The 15379-nt window shown below is 72.7% G+C and carries 13 protein-coding genes; 6 read left to right on the plus strand and 7 right to left on the minus strand.

What is annotated here, in order from left to right; translation table 11 throughout:
* Nucleotides 1–45: 45 nt before the first annotated feature.
* The 3 genes from CFP65_RS16245 to CFP65_RS16255 all read right to left on the minus strand — a co-directional run bounded on the left by CFP65_RS16245 (nt 46) and on the right by CFP65_RS16255 (nt 4579).
* A complete protein-coding gene (locus CFP65_RS16245; RefSeq protein ID WP_104816773.1) occupies nt 46–2961 on the minus strand; it encodes an NACHT domain-containing protein in 2916 nt (971 codons plus the stop codon).
* On the minus strand, nt 2961–3275 hold the full coding sequence (locus tag CFP65_RS16250) for a trypco2 family protein (RefSeq protein WP_104816774.1): 315 nt from the start codon (nt 3273–3275) through the stop codon (nt 2961–2963). Before CFP65_RS16250 ends, CFP65_RS16245 begins: the two co-directional genes overlap by 1 nt.
* Before the next feature lie 62 nt (nt 3276–3337).
* Nucleotides 3338–4579 (minus strand): low specificity L-threonine aldolase, encoded by a 1242-nt coding sequence (locus tag CFP65_RS16255; RefSeq protein ID WP_371682423.1) that lies wholly within the window; start codon nt 4577–4579, stop codon nt 3338–3340.
* 139 nt (nt 4580–4718) lie between these two features.
* Between CFP65_RS16255 and CFP65_RS16265 the strand changes: the two genes are divergently transcribed.
* On the plus strand, nt 4719–5177 hold the full coding sequence (locus CFP65_RS16265; protein WP_217368164.1) for a VOC family protein: 459 nt from the start codon (nt 4719–4721) through the stop codon (nt 5175–5177).
* A gap of 120 nt (nt 5178–5297) precedes the next feature.
* On the plus strand, nt 5298–6065 hold the full coding sequence (locus CFP65_RS16270; RefSeq protein WP_104816776.1) for an alpha/beta hydrolase: 768 nt from the start codon (nt 5298–5300) through the stop codon (nt 6063–6065).
* A gap of 45 nt (nt 6066–6110) precedes the next feature.
* On the opposite strand, the gene CFP65_RS16275 is transcribed toward CFP65_RS16270, so the two are convergent.
* Nucleotides 6111–7661: an aldehyde dehydrogenase family protein gene (locus tag CFP65_RS16275; RefSeq protein ID WP_104816777.1), complete on the minus strand. Its 1551-nt coding sequence runs from the start codon at nt 7659–7661 to the stop codon at nt 6111–6113.
* A gap of 302 nt (nt 7662–7963) precedes the next feature.
* On the opposite strand from CFP65_RS16275, the gene CFP65_RS40195 reads away from it, so the two are divergent.
* The gene (locus tag CFP65_RS40195; RefSeq protein ID WP_158702198.1) at nt 7964–8776 is read left to right on the plus strand and encodes a M23 family metallopeptidase; all 813 of its coding nucleotides are present in this window, start codon (nt 7964–7966) and stop codon (nt 8774–8776) included.
* A 27-nt stretch (nt 8777–8803) separates the two neighbouring features.
* On the opposite strand, the gene CFP65_RS16285 is transcribed toward CFP65_RS40195, so the two are convergent.
* The gene (locus tag CFP65_RS16285) at nt 8804–9424 is read right to left on the minus strand and encodes a TetR/AcrR family transcriptional regulator (protein WP_104816778.1); all 621 of its coding nucleotides are present in this window, start codon (nt 9422–9424) and stop codon (nt 8804–8806) included.
* A 248-nt stretch (nt 9425–9672) separates the two neighbouring features.
* Here CFP65_RS16285 and CFP65_RS16290 point away from each other — a divergent pair, with 248 nt between their 5' ends.
* Nucleotides 9673–11274, plus strand: coding sequence for an MDR family MFS transporter (locus tag CFP65_RS16290; protein ID WP_104816779.1), 1602 nt, complete (start codon nt 9673–9675; stop codon nt 11272–11274).
* Between the two features lie 71 nt (nt 11275–11345).
* Here CFP65_RS16290 and CFP65_RS16295 read toward each other — a convergent pair whose 3' ends face one another.
* Nucleotides 11346–12065 carry an SDR family oxidoreductase gene (locus CFP65_RS16295; protein WP_104816780.1) on the minus strand — a complete coding sequence of 240 codons (720 nt, stop codon included), beginning with the start codon at nt 12063–12065 and terminating at the stop codon, nt 11346–11348.
* A 58-nt stretch (nt 12066–12123) separates the two neighbouring features.
* Here CFP65_RS16295 and CFP65_RS16300 point away from each other — a divergent pair, with 58 nt between their 5' ends.
* Entirely contained in the window at nt 12124–12711 is a 588-nt protein-coding gene (locus CFP65_RS16300) for a TetR/AcrR family transcriptional regulator (protein ID WP_104816781.1), read from the plus strand.
* Between the two features lie 276 nt (nt 12712–12987).
* Here CFP65_RS16300 and CFP65_RS16305 read toward each other — a convergent pair whose 3' ends face one another.
* A complete protein-coding gene (locus CFP65_RS16305) occupies nt 12988–13881 on the minus strand; it encodes an A/G-specific adenine glycosylase (RefSeq protein WP_104816782.1) in 894 nt (297 codons plus the stop codon).
* A gap of 240 nt (nt 13882–14121) precedes the next feature.
* On the opposite strand from CFP65_RS16305, the gene CFP65_RS16310 reads away from it, so the two are divergent.
* Nucleotides 14122–15000, plus strand: coding sequence for a hypothetical protein (locus CFP65_RS16310; protein WP_158702199.1), 879 nt, complete (start codon nt 14122–14124; stop codon nt 14998–15000).
* Nucleotides 15001–15379: the final 379 nt, after the last annotated feature.

The following is a 15379-nucleotide window of genomic DNA, read 5'->3' on the forward strand; positions in this document are numbered from 1 at the left end:
CGTGGCCCCCGGTGGAGTTCGCTCCGCCGGGGGCCGCTTCTTTCGCTACGCGAGGTCGAGTTCGATACCGTGCCGCTCGGCGAAGACGGTGTACGCCACATTGGTGGCGGGGTCGTCGGTGGTGACGACCAGACGCACCAGGTTCGGGAACTGCCGGTGGATGAGCTCCGGCGGACACCGCCCGTCGACACCGCCGACCACGAGCCGTTCGACGTACGGGCTCAGCTCTCGATCCCCCCAGGCGGCCAGTCTGCTGGCGCCCACTTCCAGCTCACGCAGGCTGGTGGCTTCCGGCAGACCATCCAACGTGCCCACCCCGGAGCAACTCAGGATGTCCAGCACCCGCAGCGCGGGCCAGCCGGCCAGCGGGGTGAGGTCGACCGGGGCACGCATCCCCAGCAACGCCAGCTCCGTCACGCTCCCCGCCAGGGCTGCCCACTGCGCGCTGTCCGCTACCCCATCGCCGTACAGGAGCACCCGGTGCACCGGGGACAGTTCCCCGACCTCGGACAGCTGGGTAGCGGAACTGACCTCCAATCGCAGCCGGGACAGGTCGACGCGACTGAGCACCCGACGGGCGAACTCCCGGTGGTCGAAGGCGTCCCACTGCCGCACGATGCCGCCGGCGGGGAATCCGGAATCGGCGGCTTCCGCCAAGAGATCCAGCGCCTGGGGCCCACCCACCAGACCGGCGACGTCGAAGGCGATCGCTCGCGGGCCACCCGCGCGAAGTGCCTCCCGCAGGATCGGGATCATGTCCTCCCCGACCAGGGCGAACAGTTCCCCCGCCAGGTCGAGCAGGGCCATGGACCGCCACCCGTCCGCGACCCCGGCGAGTACCACCTCCCGTGTCTCGGAGCCGATCTCCGGTGCGTACGGGAGGCAGCTCCCCGCCATCAGGTGCAGTCGCGCGCGGAAGCCCTCGTCCGGCCCCGCCTCGGCCACCCGCAGGATCTCGTTCAACAGGCTGTCCCGGTCGGACTTTCCGCAGTGGCCGACCGTCAAGCGGATCACGTCGTGCCACTGCTCGTCCCAGGCACGGGAGGCCAGCACACCGAAGTCCCGTTCCTCCTTGAACTCGATGGCCGCCAGGTAGTCCTGGAAGGTGCGGTGGACGAACTGGAAGGTGTCGACACTGGTCTGGGCGAGCAGGCCGGTGCGGTTGAGCAGGTGGAGGTAGACCTGTTCGGCATTGCCCTGTCGCGCGACGCTGGGCAGGTCCCGCAACGCCTTCTCGATGTTGAAGACGGCGTCCTCCCGAGTTGCCTCGGCCTTGCTGTTGCGGACCATCCAGTTGGCCAGCCGGCGCAAGATCGCGATCTGCTCCTCTTCGGAGAGCCGAAGCTGCTCGGGGCCGTCCACCCGCCGGGTCTCGTCCCGCTTGACCAGCATCATGGTCATCGCGTCCCGGTAGATCTCCATCCGCCGCTGCGGCAGCACCCCGGCCGATTCACGATTCAGCGCACAGAGCATTGCACAGAGCAGTGGACTGTCCGCCAACTGGTTCAGCTCCGAGGACCGTTGGAGCGCGCGCAGCAGGCCTGCCTGATCCTGCTCGATCTCCCGGCGCCAGGCGGCCGCCTCCTCCGGGGTGTGGCGGGCGGCCAGGGTCTCGGCCAGGGCCGCCCGGTGCCAGCGCTCGATGAAGAGCGTCCGGTCGGTGTCGTTCATCGGCCGCAGGGAGAGCTCGGTGAAGTCGAGGTGGTCGAGCCAGCCCGGCGGCACGGCGGCCGGACGCACCGTCGCCACTGTCCACAGCTGTGGATAGTGGTCGAGTAAGCGCTCCAGCCACTCCAGAGCCTCGTCCCGCTGGGCGGCCGGCACCTCGTCCAGACCGTCCACCAGCAGCAGGGCCCGGCCGCTGCCCAGCACCCGGTGCGCCCAGCCCACCGGCTGGCGGTCCGCGCACATCCGGTCGTCCAACCGTAGGAACTCCTCCGGCCTCGGCTGCATCACGCCCTGCCGGAAGAGCTTGCGCAGTTGGAGCACCAGCGGCACCCGGTGGTTGAGCTCCGCGAGCTCGGGGCCCATCGTGCCCGCGGCGGCGTGCACGGCCAGCCACTGGACCAGCGTGGTCTTGCCGGAGCCGGCCTGGCCGCGCAGCAGCACCCGGCGGCGACCGGCCAGCAGGTGCTCGACCCGGCCGGAGCCCACGTGGTGGCGGGCCTCGGTGCGGGCGGCTTCAAGGCTGAGGTACGCGGTGTCGAGCTCCCAGCCCCGGCGGTTGGACTGGCGGAGGCCGAAGATGCGGATCCGGCCGTAGTCGGCGCGGACGGCCTCGGCGTGCTCGCGCTCGAAGGCGGCGTCGGCCAGGTTGGTGGCGGTGATCCGTTCGACCCTGGGCATGGCGGCGAGGTGGGCGTCGAAGGCGGCGGCCAGCGGTGGCGAGGTGAGGATGCGGTGAGCCGGGACGACGGTCAGCTGGGAGCTGCCCCAGGTGCTCGGCTCGTAGTCGCTGATCACCACACCGAGCAGGTTGTCGTCACGCAGCAGGACGGCCCCGGAGAGCCCGGCCCAGGGGGAGCCGGCGTCGGCGCCGACGGGCGGGTGCTGGTCGAGGGAGAGCAGGTGGCGGCGGCTGTTGAGGCCGCTGCCGGGGGTGAGGGAGCCGAACGCCTGGAAGCTGTCCAGATCGGCGCTGCGCCGGCTGGCCGCCGGATACCCGGTGAGGTGGCAGCCGGCCAGCGGTTCCAGGCCGTCGATGCTGACCCATCGGAGTTCGTCGAACTCCGTCGCCGGATGCACGATCGGCTTCTGCGCGAGGAGCAGAGCGACATCCAGCCCCATGTCCCGGCTGACCACCCGGCAGATCTGCCAGCCCGTACCGCCCGGCGAGGCCACCTCCGCCGTGCCCAGGCCGCCGAGCGGATGGGCCGCCGTCAGGACGAGCCTCGGCGTCAGCAGGAACCCGCTGCCCTGCTGCGCCGCCCGGACGGCGACCACCCGTTCCGGGACGGGCATCAGAAGCCGTCCCGGCTACCGAGGTCGGAGTTGCCGATCTCCACCGAGCCGCCGGTGCCGGCGTCCTTCGGGGTGAGCGTGACGGAGATCTTGTGGGCCCGCTGGTGGGCCAGCCCGGCCTCGGCTTCGGCCGACCAGACCAGGGCCTTGATGCCGCCCTTGACCCTGGCGTCCCGCTTCAGCTCGACGGTGAACTCCAGCTTCACCTCGCCCACTTCGAACCGCAGCGGCTGCCCCTCCCCCGCCTCCGCCGCAGCCACCAACTGCCGCCGCACGGCCTCGACCGCGTCCGCCAGCTCGATCCCACTCTCCACGAAGCACCCCCAACCGGCGTCCCCATGGCCGCCGTTCGGGGACGAGCCTAGATCGGAGGGGCCTACAGCAGGGCGAGAAAGCGGGTCATGGCATCGCGGATCTGCTCCTCCGTCCACTCCAGGGCGGGGCCGCAGACGGTGATCTCGGTCATCGAGAGGCCGGGGAGGGGGCTGGGGAGCCAGAGGTTGAAGAGGCTGAGGCCCTGCTCCTCGGCGAGGCGGAGGTTGGCCTGGTTGAGGCGGTCGGCCGGGTACGGCAGCCAGTACTGGAACTGGTGGGTGTGCGGCAGCTCGGGGTGGACGCGGGAGCCGGGGGTGGCGGCCAGGGCCCGGGCGACCAGGGGGGCGTGGTCCAGGTAGGAGTCGAGGAGGGGGAGCTCGCGGTCCAGGCCGGCCAGGGCGCTGAGCACGGTGGGCCACTGCTGGAAGAGCTTGCCGCCGTAGCGGTGGCGCCAGAGGCGGGCCGAGGCGGCGAACTCCTCGTCGCCCGCGAGGGCGGCGCCGCTGAAGCCGCCGAGGGTCTTGTAGAAGGAGACGTAGACGGAGTCGGCGAGGGCGGCGATCTCGGGGAGGGAGTGGCCCAAGTGGCGGGCGGATTCCCAGAGTCTGGCGCCGTCGAAGTGGACGGCGGCGCCGCGCTCGCGGGCTGCGGCCACCGTCGCGGTCAGCTCGTCCCAGCTGGGCAGCACGAACCCGGCCTCGCGGAGCGGGAGTTCGAGCAGGATGGCGTCGAACAGCTCGGCCACGGCGTGGAGTTCGGCGGCGCTGGGCAGCCGGGGCTCGGTGGTCGGCCAGAGGGCGGTGAGGCCGCTGAGCCGGGCGTAGGCGCGGCCCTCGTGCAGCTCGGGGTGGGCGAGCGGGTGGAGGGCGACCGTACCGGTGCGGGTGGCCCAGTGGCGGAGGGCGACCTGCTGGGCCATCGTCCCGGTGGGGAAGAAGACGGCGGCGGGCTTGCCGAGCAGCCCGGCCACCCGCTGCTCCAGCGCGGCCACGATGCCGTCACCGTAGAAGTCGGGCGCCTGATCGAGCCCCTCCCCCTCGGCGAGCTCCGCAAGCAGCTCGCGCATGGTCTGCGGCCGGGGCCCGGTGAGCAGCCGGGTGGCGCCCCGACGCGCGGCGAACCGGCGCTCCCGCGTGACGGCGGGGTCGGCGGGGCCAGCGGGGCCAGCAGGAGCGGCGGGAGCGACTCCCGTGGAGGCGGCCGCGGGGACGGTGGGACCGGCCGGGGCGGACGAGGCGGGCGAGGCGGGCGAGGCGGGCGGGGCGAGGACGGGGGGCGTGGGGGCGTTCTGGGTCTCGGTCACCCCCTGATCGTGTGCCCCGTGGGCGCGCAACGCCAGGCGTGCGCTGGTCGGAGCGGTTTCGCGCCGGAGCTGAGCGGGTGCGCGGCGCTGCGGCGGCAAGCGGCCCGGGCCTGTCGGTGCTGCGGGCTACCTTGGCCGGATGGACGAGTACGCGGTGCCCGTGCTGCCGAGCCGGGATCTGGACGAGACACGCGAGTTCTACGCCCGGCTGGGCTTCGAGCCCCCGGTGCCGGCCTTCGACGGCTACCTGATCCTGCGCCGCGGGACGGTCGAGCTGCACTTCCGGTACGCCCCGGAGACCGACCCGTTCACCACCGCGAGCAGCTGCTACCTCCAGGTGCGGGACGCTGACGCACTGCACCGCACCTGGGCGGCGGTCGGCGTGCCCACCGAGGAGGCGACGGGCAGCCGGCTGCTGCCACCCGTGGGCACCCCGTACCGGATGCGGGAGTTCGCCCTGGTCGACCGCAGTGGCAACCTGCTGCGGATCGGCAGCCCACGACCTGACGACTCCTCAAAAAAGCCTGGCCATGCCGATGATCGGGCTGATAGTTTTCCGTTCGACCGCGACACCGTCGAAGGAGGTGAGACCCCATGACCGCAGTACGCACGTGGGTGCTCCCCCTCTCGTCCCGGTCCGGCGACGCGCAGAGCTGACTGACGGCACTGTCGCCCGGGAGCACCCCGCCACCGCAGGTACTCCCGAAAGGCCACTGCCATGTCTCCCACTTCTTCTTCGCTCCTCTTCGGCTCCCACTCCGTCGCGAACGGCGTGGTCGAGCGTGACTTCACCGTGGGCGGCGTCCCCGGTGTCCTCTGGTCCCCCGCCGGTTACGAGGCCCACGAGCCCGCTCCGCTGGTGCTGATGGCGCACGGCGGCGGCAACGACAAGAAGCACCCCGCGATGTCCGGCCGGGCCGGGCTGCTGGTGCGCGACTGCGGCTTCCACGTCGCCGTGCTGGACGCGCCCGGTCACGGTGACCGGCCCCGCACCGAGCACGACGAGCGCGAGGTGGCCGAGCTGTTCCGGGCCCGGGCGGCCGGCGAGCCGGAGGGCCCGGTGGTGGTCCGGTACAACGCCCACCTGGCAGACCAGGCGGTGCCCGAGTACCGGGCGCTGCTGGACGCGCTGCAGGAGCTGCCGGAGATCGGCCCCGGCGGGCCGGTCGGGTGGTTCGGCATCAACATGGGCACCGCGATCGGCATCCCGTTCGTGGCCGAGGAGCCCCGGATCACGGCGGCGGTCTTCGGCCAGCACTGGCCGCAGCTGCTGGCCGGGCCGGCCGCGCGGATCACCGTCCCGGTCGAGTTCGACATGCAGTGGGACGACGAGCACATCACCCGCGAGGAGGCGCTCGCGCTGTTCGACGCCTTCGGCTCCGCCGAGAAGTCGCTGCACGCCAACTCCGGCCTGCACAAGCAGCTGCCCCGGTTCGAGGCCGAGAGCGCGGTCCGCTTCCTGGCCCGCCACCTCACGAAGGGGTGACCCGGCGGGGCGGCTCGGACCCGAGCCGCCCCGCGGCGGACGGCGCTACCTCGGCGGGTAGAGCGAGTAGGACGGGAAGTTGCCGTAGAGCTTCTCCTCCGCACCGTCCGGGCCGTAGCTGACGGCCCGGACCAGCAGGTCGCCGCCGACGAAGGCGCCCTTCCAGGAGGCGCCGAGCCCGCCGAAGACCTCCTCGCGGTCGCCCCGGCTGCGCGGCTTGTTGATGCCGATCTTGAAGGCCAGCAGGTCGGGGGCGATCCGGTCGGCGAAGGCGAGGTCGTCGGTGGCCAGCGAGGCGACCAGCGAACCGTTGCCCGCGTTCATCGCGGCGAGCAGCTCGGCCTCGGTGTCGACCAGCGCGATCGAGTCGAGCGGGCCGAACGGCTCGGAGTGCTGGAGCGCCCAGCTGGTGGGCGGGTCGAGCAGGGCGGCGGGGGCGAGGTAGGCGTCCGTGGACTGCCCGGGCAGGAAGGCCCCGGCGGCGAGGTCGCCGACGTACAGCGGGACGGCCCGGGCGGTGACGGCGGCGGCGAAGTGGCCGCGCAGTTCGGCGGCCTTGGTCGCGTGGATCACCGGCCCGAAGTCCAGCTCGGGCAGCGGGTCGGCCGGGTCGGCCACGGCCAGCGGGTGGCCGAAGCGCAAGCCGTCGAGCACGCCGAGGTAGGTCTCCAGGAAGGCCGGGAAGAGCGAGCGCTGCACGACGTACCGGGGGTACGCGGTGCAGCGCTGCTTGGCGTACTCGAAGCCCTTGCGCAGGTGGGCGGCGAGGGTCGGCCAGTCGGAGAAGTCCCAGACGCCCCAGGTGTTGAGGCCCTCCTGCTCCAGGAAGTGCCGGCGGTTCAGGTCGGCCAGCGCGGTGGCGGCCTTGCGGCCGTTGGCCCGGCCGCCGACGAAGGCCAGCGCGCCCAGGCCCTCGGCCCGGATCAGCGCGTCGGCGATCCTGCCGCCCTGCCCGGAGAGCAGGGTGACGGGCAGCCCGGCCCGCCGCATCACCGCGTGCGCCAGGGTCAGGCAGTGGAAGCCGCCCTGGGAGGGGGTCTTGGCCACCACCGCGTTGCCCGCGAGCAGCTGCACCAGCTCGGCGTGCACCTGCACGCTCATCGGGTAGTTCCAGCTGGCGATGTTGGAGACCGGGCCGGGCAGCGGGCTGCGGCCGGCCAGCTGCCGGTCGATCTGCTCGAGGTACCAGCGGACGCCGTCCAGCGCCCGGTCCACGTCGGCGCAGGCCAGCCGCCAGGGCTTGCCGATCTCCCAGACCAGCAGCAGGGCCAGCAGGTCGCGCTGCTCGGCCAGCCCCTCCACCGCCGCGGCCACCCGGGCCTTGCGCTCCTCCATCGGCTGCTTGCCCCAGGCCGCGTGCTCCTGGATCGCGAAGGCCACGGCGGCCTGCGCCTCGTCCATCTCCACCCGGGGCGGGCCGGGGATGGGCGTGCCGTCCAGCGGGGTGGTGTGCTCGCCGGGCGTGCCGACGGCCCGCCACTCACCGCGGACGAGGTTGAGCAGGCGGTCGGCGGCGAACGCCTCGGGGGCGGCGCGCAGGCAGCGCGCGTACGTCTCGGACCAGGATGTGCCGGGCTTGAGCTGAAGTGCCGTCATCGGTAGTCCTCCGGTCGGGGAAGGTCCGTCCAGCCTGGCACGCGGGGCCTTGATCCCGGCAGTACGCCGCTCGAACCGGAGGCCCTTCCAGCTCAACGCCGTTGATACGACCGGCCTACTGTCCGTTGATCGGGTGGTTGCTCCATCAGCTTGAAGTTCATACGGCACGATCCCTACACGCCGGGCCGACTACGCGGTTTTCCGATGACCGGCAGTGACCGTTGCTTCGGGTTATCCCCGGCCCGGCGAGCCCCGTGCGGCTCGGCCCCGTGCCGTCCCGATCCACGAGGTGCTGTCACTTGATGCCTTCCGCCGGCTCCCCCACCCGGGCCCCGCTGCGCTCCCTGCTCCGCCCGGCCGCCGCCTGGGTCCGCGACCGGAGTGCGGTGGTCGCCTGCGGCGGGGCCGCGACCCTGGCCTTCGGCGCGCTGCTGCTGCCGGGCTCCGCCTCCGCGCAGACCGTCCGACCCGCCGCCCTCGGCAGCGCCCCGCCCGGCTCCGCCGCCGCCCCGGTCGCACACCCGGTCCGCCCCGAGCCGCCGGCCCTGGTCCAGGTCGCCGCCCCGGCCGCTCCGGTGGCCCGTCAGGTCGCCGCCCCGCCGCCCGAGGCGGTGGCCCCGGCCCCGGGCGCGCCCCTCGCGGCCCCCGCCCCGCCCCCGCCCCCGGCCGCGCCGCCGGCTCCGGCGCCCGCACCGCCGGCCGCGCCCTCCTGGTACTCCCCTGCGCCGGGTGCCCCGATGAGCAACCCGTACGGCACCGAGAACTCCGAGTACCTGGCCGGCTACCACACCGGGGTCGACTTCGCGGTGGACAGCGGCACCCCGCTGCGGGCCGTCGCGGCGGCCACCGTGGTCTCGGCGGGCTGGGGCGGCGCGTACGGGCAGGAGGTGGTGCTGCAACTGCCCGACGGCTACTACGCCGAATACGCCCACCTCTCCGAGCTGGCCGTCGGACCGGGCGAGGACGTGACCGCCGGTCAGCAGATCGGCCGCTCCGGCAGCACCGGCCACTCCACCGGCCCGCACCTGCACTTCGAGATCCGCAGCGCCAACCAGTACGGCGCGGTGACCGACCCGATCGCCTACCTCAGCGCCCGCGGCGTCAGCGACTTCTGACGACCAGGCGGATCGCCGGGGCCGACCTCAGACCGACTCGATCTGCCCGGCGATCTCCAGGGCCACCACCAGCGCGGCGGCCATCGCCTCCGCCTCCTGCGCCTCGGCGGGCAGCGGGCCGACGGCCGCCGCCGGGGTGCAGACCGGATCCTGCTCGTCCTGCTTGAGCAGGAAGAACGCCGAGTTGATGGCGAACAGCGACATGGTGGCGCGGAGCCGGTCCTGGAAGCCCGCCCCGGGGCCGTGCACCAGGCGGATCATCGCCAGCATCCGCTCCTTGAACTCCAGCCCGGCCGGCGAACCGCGCAGCGCGGGCTGGTTCTCGTGGAAGAAGCGCAGCAGCGGCGCCCGCTCGGCCATGCCGGCGGCGAACCGCCGCACCAGCTCGTCGCGGAGCTCCGGCGACCAGTCCTTGCCCTCGCCCCAGGCGATCGCCTCGTCGATGGGCGCGGCCATGCTCTGCACGATGCCGTGGACGATGTCGTCCTTGGTCTTGAAGTGGTAGTACAGCGCGGCCTTGGTCACCCCGAGGCGGTCGGCGATCTCCCGCAGGGAGGTCTTCTCGTAGCCCTGGGAAGCGAACAGCTCCAGAGCCACGTCGATGATCCGCGCCCTGGTGTCGCTGCGGGGGCTCTGCGTCGTACTCATGGCTAGCTGGCCTGCCTCGTGACTACGTCGGGGACTGCTACGGGTCGGTGCGGGGGTGGTACGGAGTGCATTCTCCCTGCCCAGCAGCCCGGTACCGAAACTGGCTTGACGCCCACCTTACGGACAACTTACCGTGCCACCGGACGATTAACTAGCCGGTCGTCAAGTAAGTGAGCGCGAGGCCCATCCGCAGCCGCCCACTCCGCGACCACGCAGACCGGCAACACGCGCACCACGGGAGACCCACCATGTCGCAACAGCAGGTCGAGACTCCGGCGGAGAACCCGCCGGCCGGAGCCGACGGAGCGCTCGACCCGACCCCGCGGTCGCCGCGCGAGATCCGCCTGGTGATGATCGGGCTGGTGGTCACCATGCTGCTGGCCATGCTCGACAACCTGATCGTCGGCACCGCGATGCCGACCATCGTCGGCGACCTGGGCGGCGCCGAGCACCTCTCCTGGGTGGTCACCGCCTACACCCTGGCGACCGCCGCCTCCACCCCGATCTGGGGCAAGATCGGCGACCTCTACGGCCGCAAGGGCACCTTCCTCACCTCGATCGTGATCTTCCTGGTCGGCTCCGCGCTGGCCGGTCTCTCCCAGTCGATGACCCAGCTGATCGGCTTCCGCGCCCTCCAGGGCCTGGGCGCCGGCGGCCTGATGGTCGGCGTCATGTCGATCATGGGCGCGCTGGTCCCGCCGCGTGACCGCGGCAAGTACCAGGGCATGTTCGCCGCGGTGATGGCGCTCGCCACCATCGGCGGCCCGCTGGTCGGCGGCTTCATCACCGACCACCTGAGCTGGCACTGGACCTTCTACATCAACCTGCCGCTGGGCGTCATCGCGCTGGCCGTGGTGGTCGTCACCCTGAAGCTCCCGAAGGTCCGCTCCACCGCGAAGATCGACTACTTCGGCGCGCTGCTGCTCACCACCGGCATCACCTCGCTGGTCCTGATCACCACCTGGGGCGGCCAGCAGTACGCCTGGGGCTCGAAGACGATCCTCGGCCTAATGGCGCTGGCCGCCGCCTCGCTGATCGCCTTCTGCTACGTGGAGCAGCGGGTCGAGGAGCCGATGCTCCCGCTGGGCCTGTTCAAGAACCTCAACTTCACCCTGGTCTCGATCATCGGCTTCATCGTCGGTTTCGCGATGTTCGGTGCGGTCACCTTCCTCCCGCTCTACCAGCAGACCGTGCAGGGCGCCTCGGCGACCAACTCCGGCCTGCTGCTGATGCCGATGATGTTCGGCATGCTGGTGGTCTCGCTGGCCGTCGGCCAGGCCGTCACCAAGACCGGCAAGTACCGGATCTACCCGATCATCGGCACCGCGGTGATGGCCGGCGGCAGCCTGCTGCTCTCCACCCTGGGCACGGACACCACCCGGTTCACCTCGGCCTGCTACATGATCGTGCTGGGCGCCGGCATGGGCTTCCTGATGCAGATCACCATGCTGGTGGCGCAGAACAGCGCCGAGCTCAAGGACATGGGCGTGGCCAGCTCCACCGCCACCCTCTTCCGCACCATCGGCGGCTCCTTCGGTGTCGCGCTGTTCGGCGCGATCTTCAACAACCGGGTGACCTCGACCATGTCGGCCCTGCCGAAGGACCCGGCCCAGGCCGGTGCCTCGCACTCGGAGAAGCTGACCCAGATGGGCCCGGCCGAGCTGCGCAAGCTCCCCGCCCAGGTCCAGGACCTCTACCACCACGCCGTCTCCAACGGCATCCACACCGTCTTCCTCTGGGGTGCGGCGATCAGCCTGATCGCGGTGGCCGCGGCCCTGTTCATGAAGGAGATCCCGCTGCGGGGCGGCCCGGGCCAGGCCAAGCCGGAGCAGCACCTCGAAGCGGTCTGACCTCCGGTCGGGTCCACCCCCGGCACTGCCCCGCGACGCCGCTGCGTCGCGGGGCAGTGCCGTTCCCGCCGTCAGGCGAGGGAGACCAGGCGGGCGCCGCCGTCGGCCTCAATGACGGTGCCGGTGAGGTTGGCGTTGGTGGCGGCCAGGGCCACCACCTCGGCGACCTCCTCGGGGGTGGCCACCCGGCGGGCGGGCAGCGCCCGGGCAGCCTGGGCGAAGTACGCCTCGCGGGCCTCCGCCGGGAGGCCGCTCCACCACGGGGTGTCGACCAGGCCCGGCGAGACGGCGTTGACCCGCAGCGGTGCCAACTCCACCGCGAGCGGCCGGACCAGCGCCTCGACGGCCCCGTTCACCGCCGCGAGGCCGGCCGTGCCGGGGATCGCAGCGCGGGCGCTGATCGCGCTGACCAGGGTGATCGAGCCGGTCGGCGCCAGGTGCGGCAGCGCCGCCTGGACGGTGGTCAGGTGCCCCCAGAACTTCCCCTCGAAGGCCCGGCGGAGCTGCTCCAGATCCAGCTCGGCCACCGGCCCGGCCCCCTCGCTGCTGCTCAGGCTGACCACCAGCCAGTCCAGCGTCCCGATCCCCTCGATCACCCCGGCGATCGCCTCCCGGTCACCGCCGTCGGCCCGGTGCCCGACCAGCCCGGGATCGCTCACGGCCACGGCGGCCAGCCGGTCGGCACTGCGGCCGGCGATGTGCACGGTGGCACCGAGGGCCTGCAGCCGACGGGCGGTGGCCAGGCCGATGCCCGAGGTGCCGCCGACGACCAGTGCGGTCTTCCCACTCATTCGAACTCCCCATTTCGAACCGTGACGTCTCGTCTCGATTCAAGCTAACATCACTGCCATGAACGGACAACCGGCTTCCCCCCAGCCGCCCCGCCCCGGCCGCAAGCGCAGCGAGGAGAGCCGGCTGGCGATCCTGGCGGCGGCCTTCGACCTGATCGGCGAGGTCGGCTACGGCAGCCTGACCGTCGAGGGCATCGCCGTCCGGTCGGGCACCGGCAAACAGACGATCTACCGCTGGTGGCCCTCCAAGGCCGACGTCCTGCTCGACGCCTTGGCCACCAAGGCGGAGCTGTACGTGCCAATCCCCGACACCGGGAGCTACCCGGCCGACCTCCGGGCCTTCCTGACCGCCAGCTTCGCGCTGATCCGGCACCCGCAGATCATCGAGGGCCTACGGGCGCTGATGGCCGAGGCCCAGCTGGATCCCGCCTTCGGCGAACGCTTCCGGGAGTCGTTCCTCCAGCCCCGGCGCGAGGCGCTCGGCGCTGTCCTGCAGCGCGCCCAGCAGCGGGGCGAGCTGCCCGACGGCCTCTCGGCCGACACCATCACGGACATCGTCTTCGGCACGATCTGGTACCGGCTGCTCGCCATCCGCAAGCCGTTCGACGCCCAGCTCGTCGAGGAGCTCACCAGCGCACTGACCTGACCGAAAGGGGCCCGGGCCGGTTGCACTTTCAGGGGCGCGGGGAACTGCGCGGGTGCGGAAGAGTCCGGCCTGCGGCCTCCCGCTTCGCGCCGTTCCCCGCGCCCCTGGACAGTGCAACCGGCTCGATGCGATAGCCGGCAGGTCGGCTTCTTCCGCACGCGCGCAGTTCCCCGCGCCCCTAGGTGGTGCCACTGGCCCGATGTGACAAGTGGCAGGTCGGCTTCTTCCGACCCCGCGCCGTTCCCCGCGCCCCCGATGGTCGCCGCCCCTGGTGGTTCACCTGGGCAGGCGGTAGACCCCCGGGGCCACGGGCTCGACCAGGCCGTCCGTGACGAGGCCGTCGAGGGCTCGGGCGCGTTGGACGGGGTCGGGCCAGACTGCGTCGAGGTGGGACTGGGGGACTTCGCCGTGGGCGTCGCGGAGGACGGCGAGGAGTTTGCCGCGGACCTGGCGGTCGGTGCCCTCGTAGGTCTGGCCGCGGCGGGCCGGGCCCTCGTACGGGGGGCAGCCGGCGGCCTGCCAGGCGCAGTGGCGGCGGAGCGGGCACTCGCCGCACTTGGGGCTGCGGGCCGTGCAGACCAGGGCGCCCAGCTCCATCACGCCGACGGCCCAGGTGGCGGCGGTCTCGGACTCGGTGGGGAGCAGGCCGGTCGCGGTGCGGCGCTCGGCCGCGGTGGTGGCCTGGGCGGGGTACTCGACGCCGGTCACGGCGCGGGCGAAGACCCGGCGGACGTTGGTGTCGAGGACCACGTGGCGCTGGCGGTAGGCGAAGGAGGCCACGGCGGCGGCCGTGTACTCGCCGACGCCGGGGAGGGCCAGGAGGGCGGCGTGGTCCTCGGGGACGCGGCCGTCGTGCCGTTCGGTGATCGCCACGGCGGCGGCGTGCAGCCGCAGGGCGCGGCGGGGGTAGCCGAGCCGGCCCCACATCCGAACGGCCTCGCCGGGGGCGTCGGCGGCCAGGGCGGCGGGGGTGGGCCACTTGGCGAGCCAGGCCTCGTAGGCGGGGAGCACCCGCTTGACCGGGGTCTGCTGGAGCATGAACTCGCTCACCATGACCGCCCAGGGGGTGGCCTCGGCGGTGCGCCACGGGAGATCGCGGGCGTTCGCCTCGTACCAGTCCAGGACGGTCGAGTGGAGCAGCGGGGCGGGGGCAGAGGTGATGGCAACCATGGCCCTTCGATCCTCCCACGCCCGACCACCCACCCGAGCCCGGGTCCGCTCACCCCACCCGAGCCCCACCCGAGCCCCATCCGAACACCCGCCCGGCCGTCCGATCCGGTGCTCGGCGGGCACCCGGAGGTGGTTCGTCCACCTCCCCCATCCGGAGCAAATGGCGGATCATGTGAAAGAAGCGGCGGCAGAGAGGTGTTGATGCGTCAAGGGGCGCACACAGTCTCGTAGAGTTTGCGCGTGCCCTCTCTGCGTCAACCCGTGGGACCGCTGCCGGCTTCGATCTACTGGCGGCGGCGCATCGTCGTGCTCGCCGCACTGCTCGCCGTGCTCGCGCTGATCCTCTGGCTGACCTCGGGTCAGAACGGTTCGGGCGGCAAGTCGGACAAGGCGGCGCTCCCCGCCCCGGTCCAGTCGATCACCCCGGGCGCGACCCCGAGCGGGCCCGCGATCACCAGCCGCCCCGGCGGCGGTTCGGGCGGCGGCGGCACGGGTGCCACCGGCGGCGGCTCCGGCGGCGAGGTGAGCCTCAACGGCGGCACCGGCGCGGGCGGTGGCGGTACGAGCGGTGGCGGCACCGGCAGCGGGGGCAGCAGCTCCGGCGGCAGCGGTACCGGCGGTGGGGGTACGGGCAGTGGCGGTACGGGCGGCGGCTCGGGCGGTTCGGCTGCGGCTCCGCCGGCCACCAACACGGCCGAGGTGATGGCCCTTCCGGTCTGCACCGCCTCGCAGGTGACGCTGGAGCTGGCGCCCTCGCAGAACGCGTACGAGAGCAAGGACAAGCCCAAGCTGCTGCTGACCGTCCGCAACACCTCCACCGCCAACTGCCGGGTGGACCTGGGTCGGACGGCCTCGACCATCGTGGTGACCTCGACCGCGAACGAGCGGATCTGGTCCTCGGGCGACTGCCCGGCGGACCGTCAGAGCACCTGGGTGCAGCTCGCGGCCGACACCGGGCTGACCGAGACCTTCAGCTGGGACCGCAGCCGCAGCAAGCCGCAGTGCGCGACCACCGACGGCAGCGCCGCCCCGGCCGGGAACTACCTCGTGCAGGCTTCGCTCAACGGCCCGGCCGGCGGCCCGGCGACCGCCCGGACCTCGATCCGCCTCGAAGGCTGACCCGGAGGTCGGCCCGGAGGCCGATCCTGAGGCCGGCTCCAAGGCCGGGGCGACGGCAGGCTGGCCAGACAACTGACGCCCCGCCGGAGCACACCGGCGGGGCACTCCGGCGATTTCCGGACAACCTTCGGTTGGTATGAGTACCGACAGGCGGATGCACCGGTCACGCCACCGTGAGAACCGGCGCACTGATCGTCACACAGGCGGCGATGGAGAGACCGGAATGCCCGGTTCATCCGCATTTCAGACGGGCCGGATGGCCGGCGGATGGCCGGAGAACGACGACCCGAAAGACACCTTGTCGCTGGCCCGTCAGAACGAGCACCCTGGTCTCAGCAGCTCGGCAGGCCGCCCCACCGGCCGGCCGGGAAGCCGACGT

The sequence above is a fragment of the Kitasatospora sp. MMS16-BH015 genome (assembly GCF_002943525.1).
Lineage (GTDB): Bacteria > Actinomycetota > Actinomycetes > Streptomycetales > Streptomycetaceae > Kitasatospora.

Bases quoted from the DNA above. Each gene is read 5' to 3' on its own strand.
- CFP65_RS16245 (WP_104816773.1), bottom strand. From the start codon at position 2,961: ATGCCCGTCCCGGAACGGGTGGTCGCCGTCCGGGCGGCGCAGCAGGGC.
- CFP65_RS16265 (WP_217368164.1), top strand. From the start codon at position 4,719: ATGGACGAGTACGCGGTGCCCGTGCTGCCGAGCCGGGATCTGGACGAG.
- CFP65_RS16270 (WP_104816776.1), top strand. From the start codon at position 5,298: ATGTCTCCCACTTCTTCTTCGCTCCTCTTCGGCTCCCACTCCGTCGCG.
- CFP65_RS16275 (WP_104816777.1), bottom strand. From the start codon at position 7,661: ATGACGGCACTTCAGCTCAAGCCCGGCACATCCTGGTCCGAGACGTAC.
- CFP65_RS40195 (WP_158702198.1), top strand. From the start codon at position 7,964: ATGCCTTCCGCCGGCTCCCCCACCCGGGCCCCGCTGCGCTCCCTGCTC.
- CFP65_RS16285 (WP_104816778.1), bottom strand. From the start codon at position 9,424: ATGAGTACGACGCAGAGCCCCCGCAGCGACACCAGGGCGCGGATCATC.
- CFP65_RS16290 (WP_104816779.1), top strand. From the start codon at position 9,673: ATGTCGCAACAGCAGGTCGAGACTCCGGCGGAGAACCCGCCGGCCGGA.
- CFP65_RS16295 (WP_104816780.1), bottom strand. From the start codon at position 12,065: ATGAGTGGGAAGACCGCACTGGTCGTCGGCGGCACCTCGGGCATCGGC.
- CFP65_RS16300 (WP_104816781.1), top strand. From the start codon at position 12,124: ATGAACGGACAACCGGCTTCCCCCCAGCCGCCCCGCCCCGGCCGCAAG.
- CFP65_RS16305 (WP_104816782.1), bottom strand. From the start codon at position 13,881: ATGGTTGCCATCACCTCTGCCCCCGCCCCGCTGCTCCACTCGACCGTC.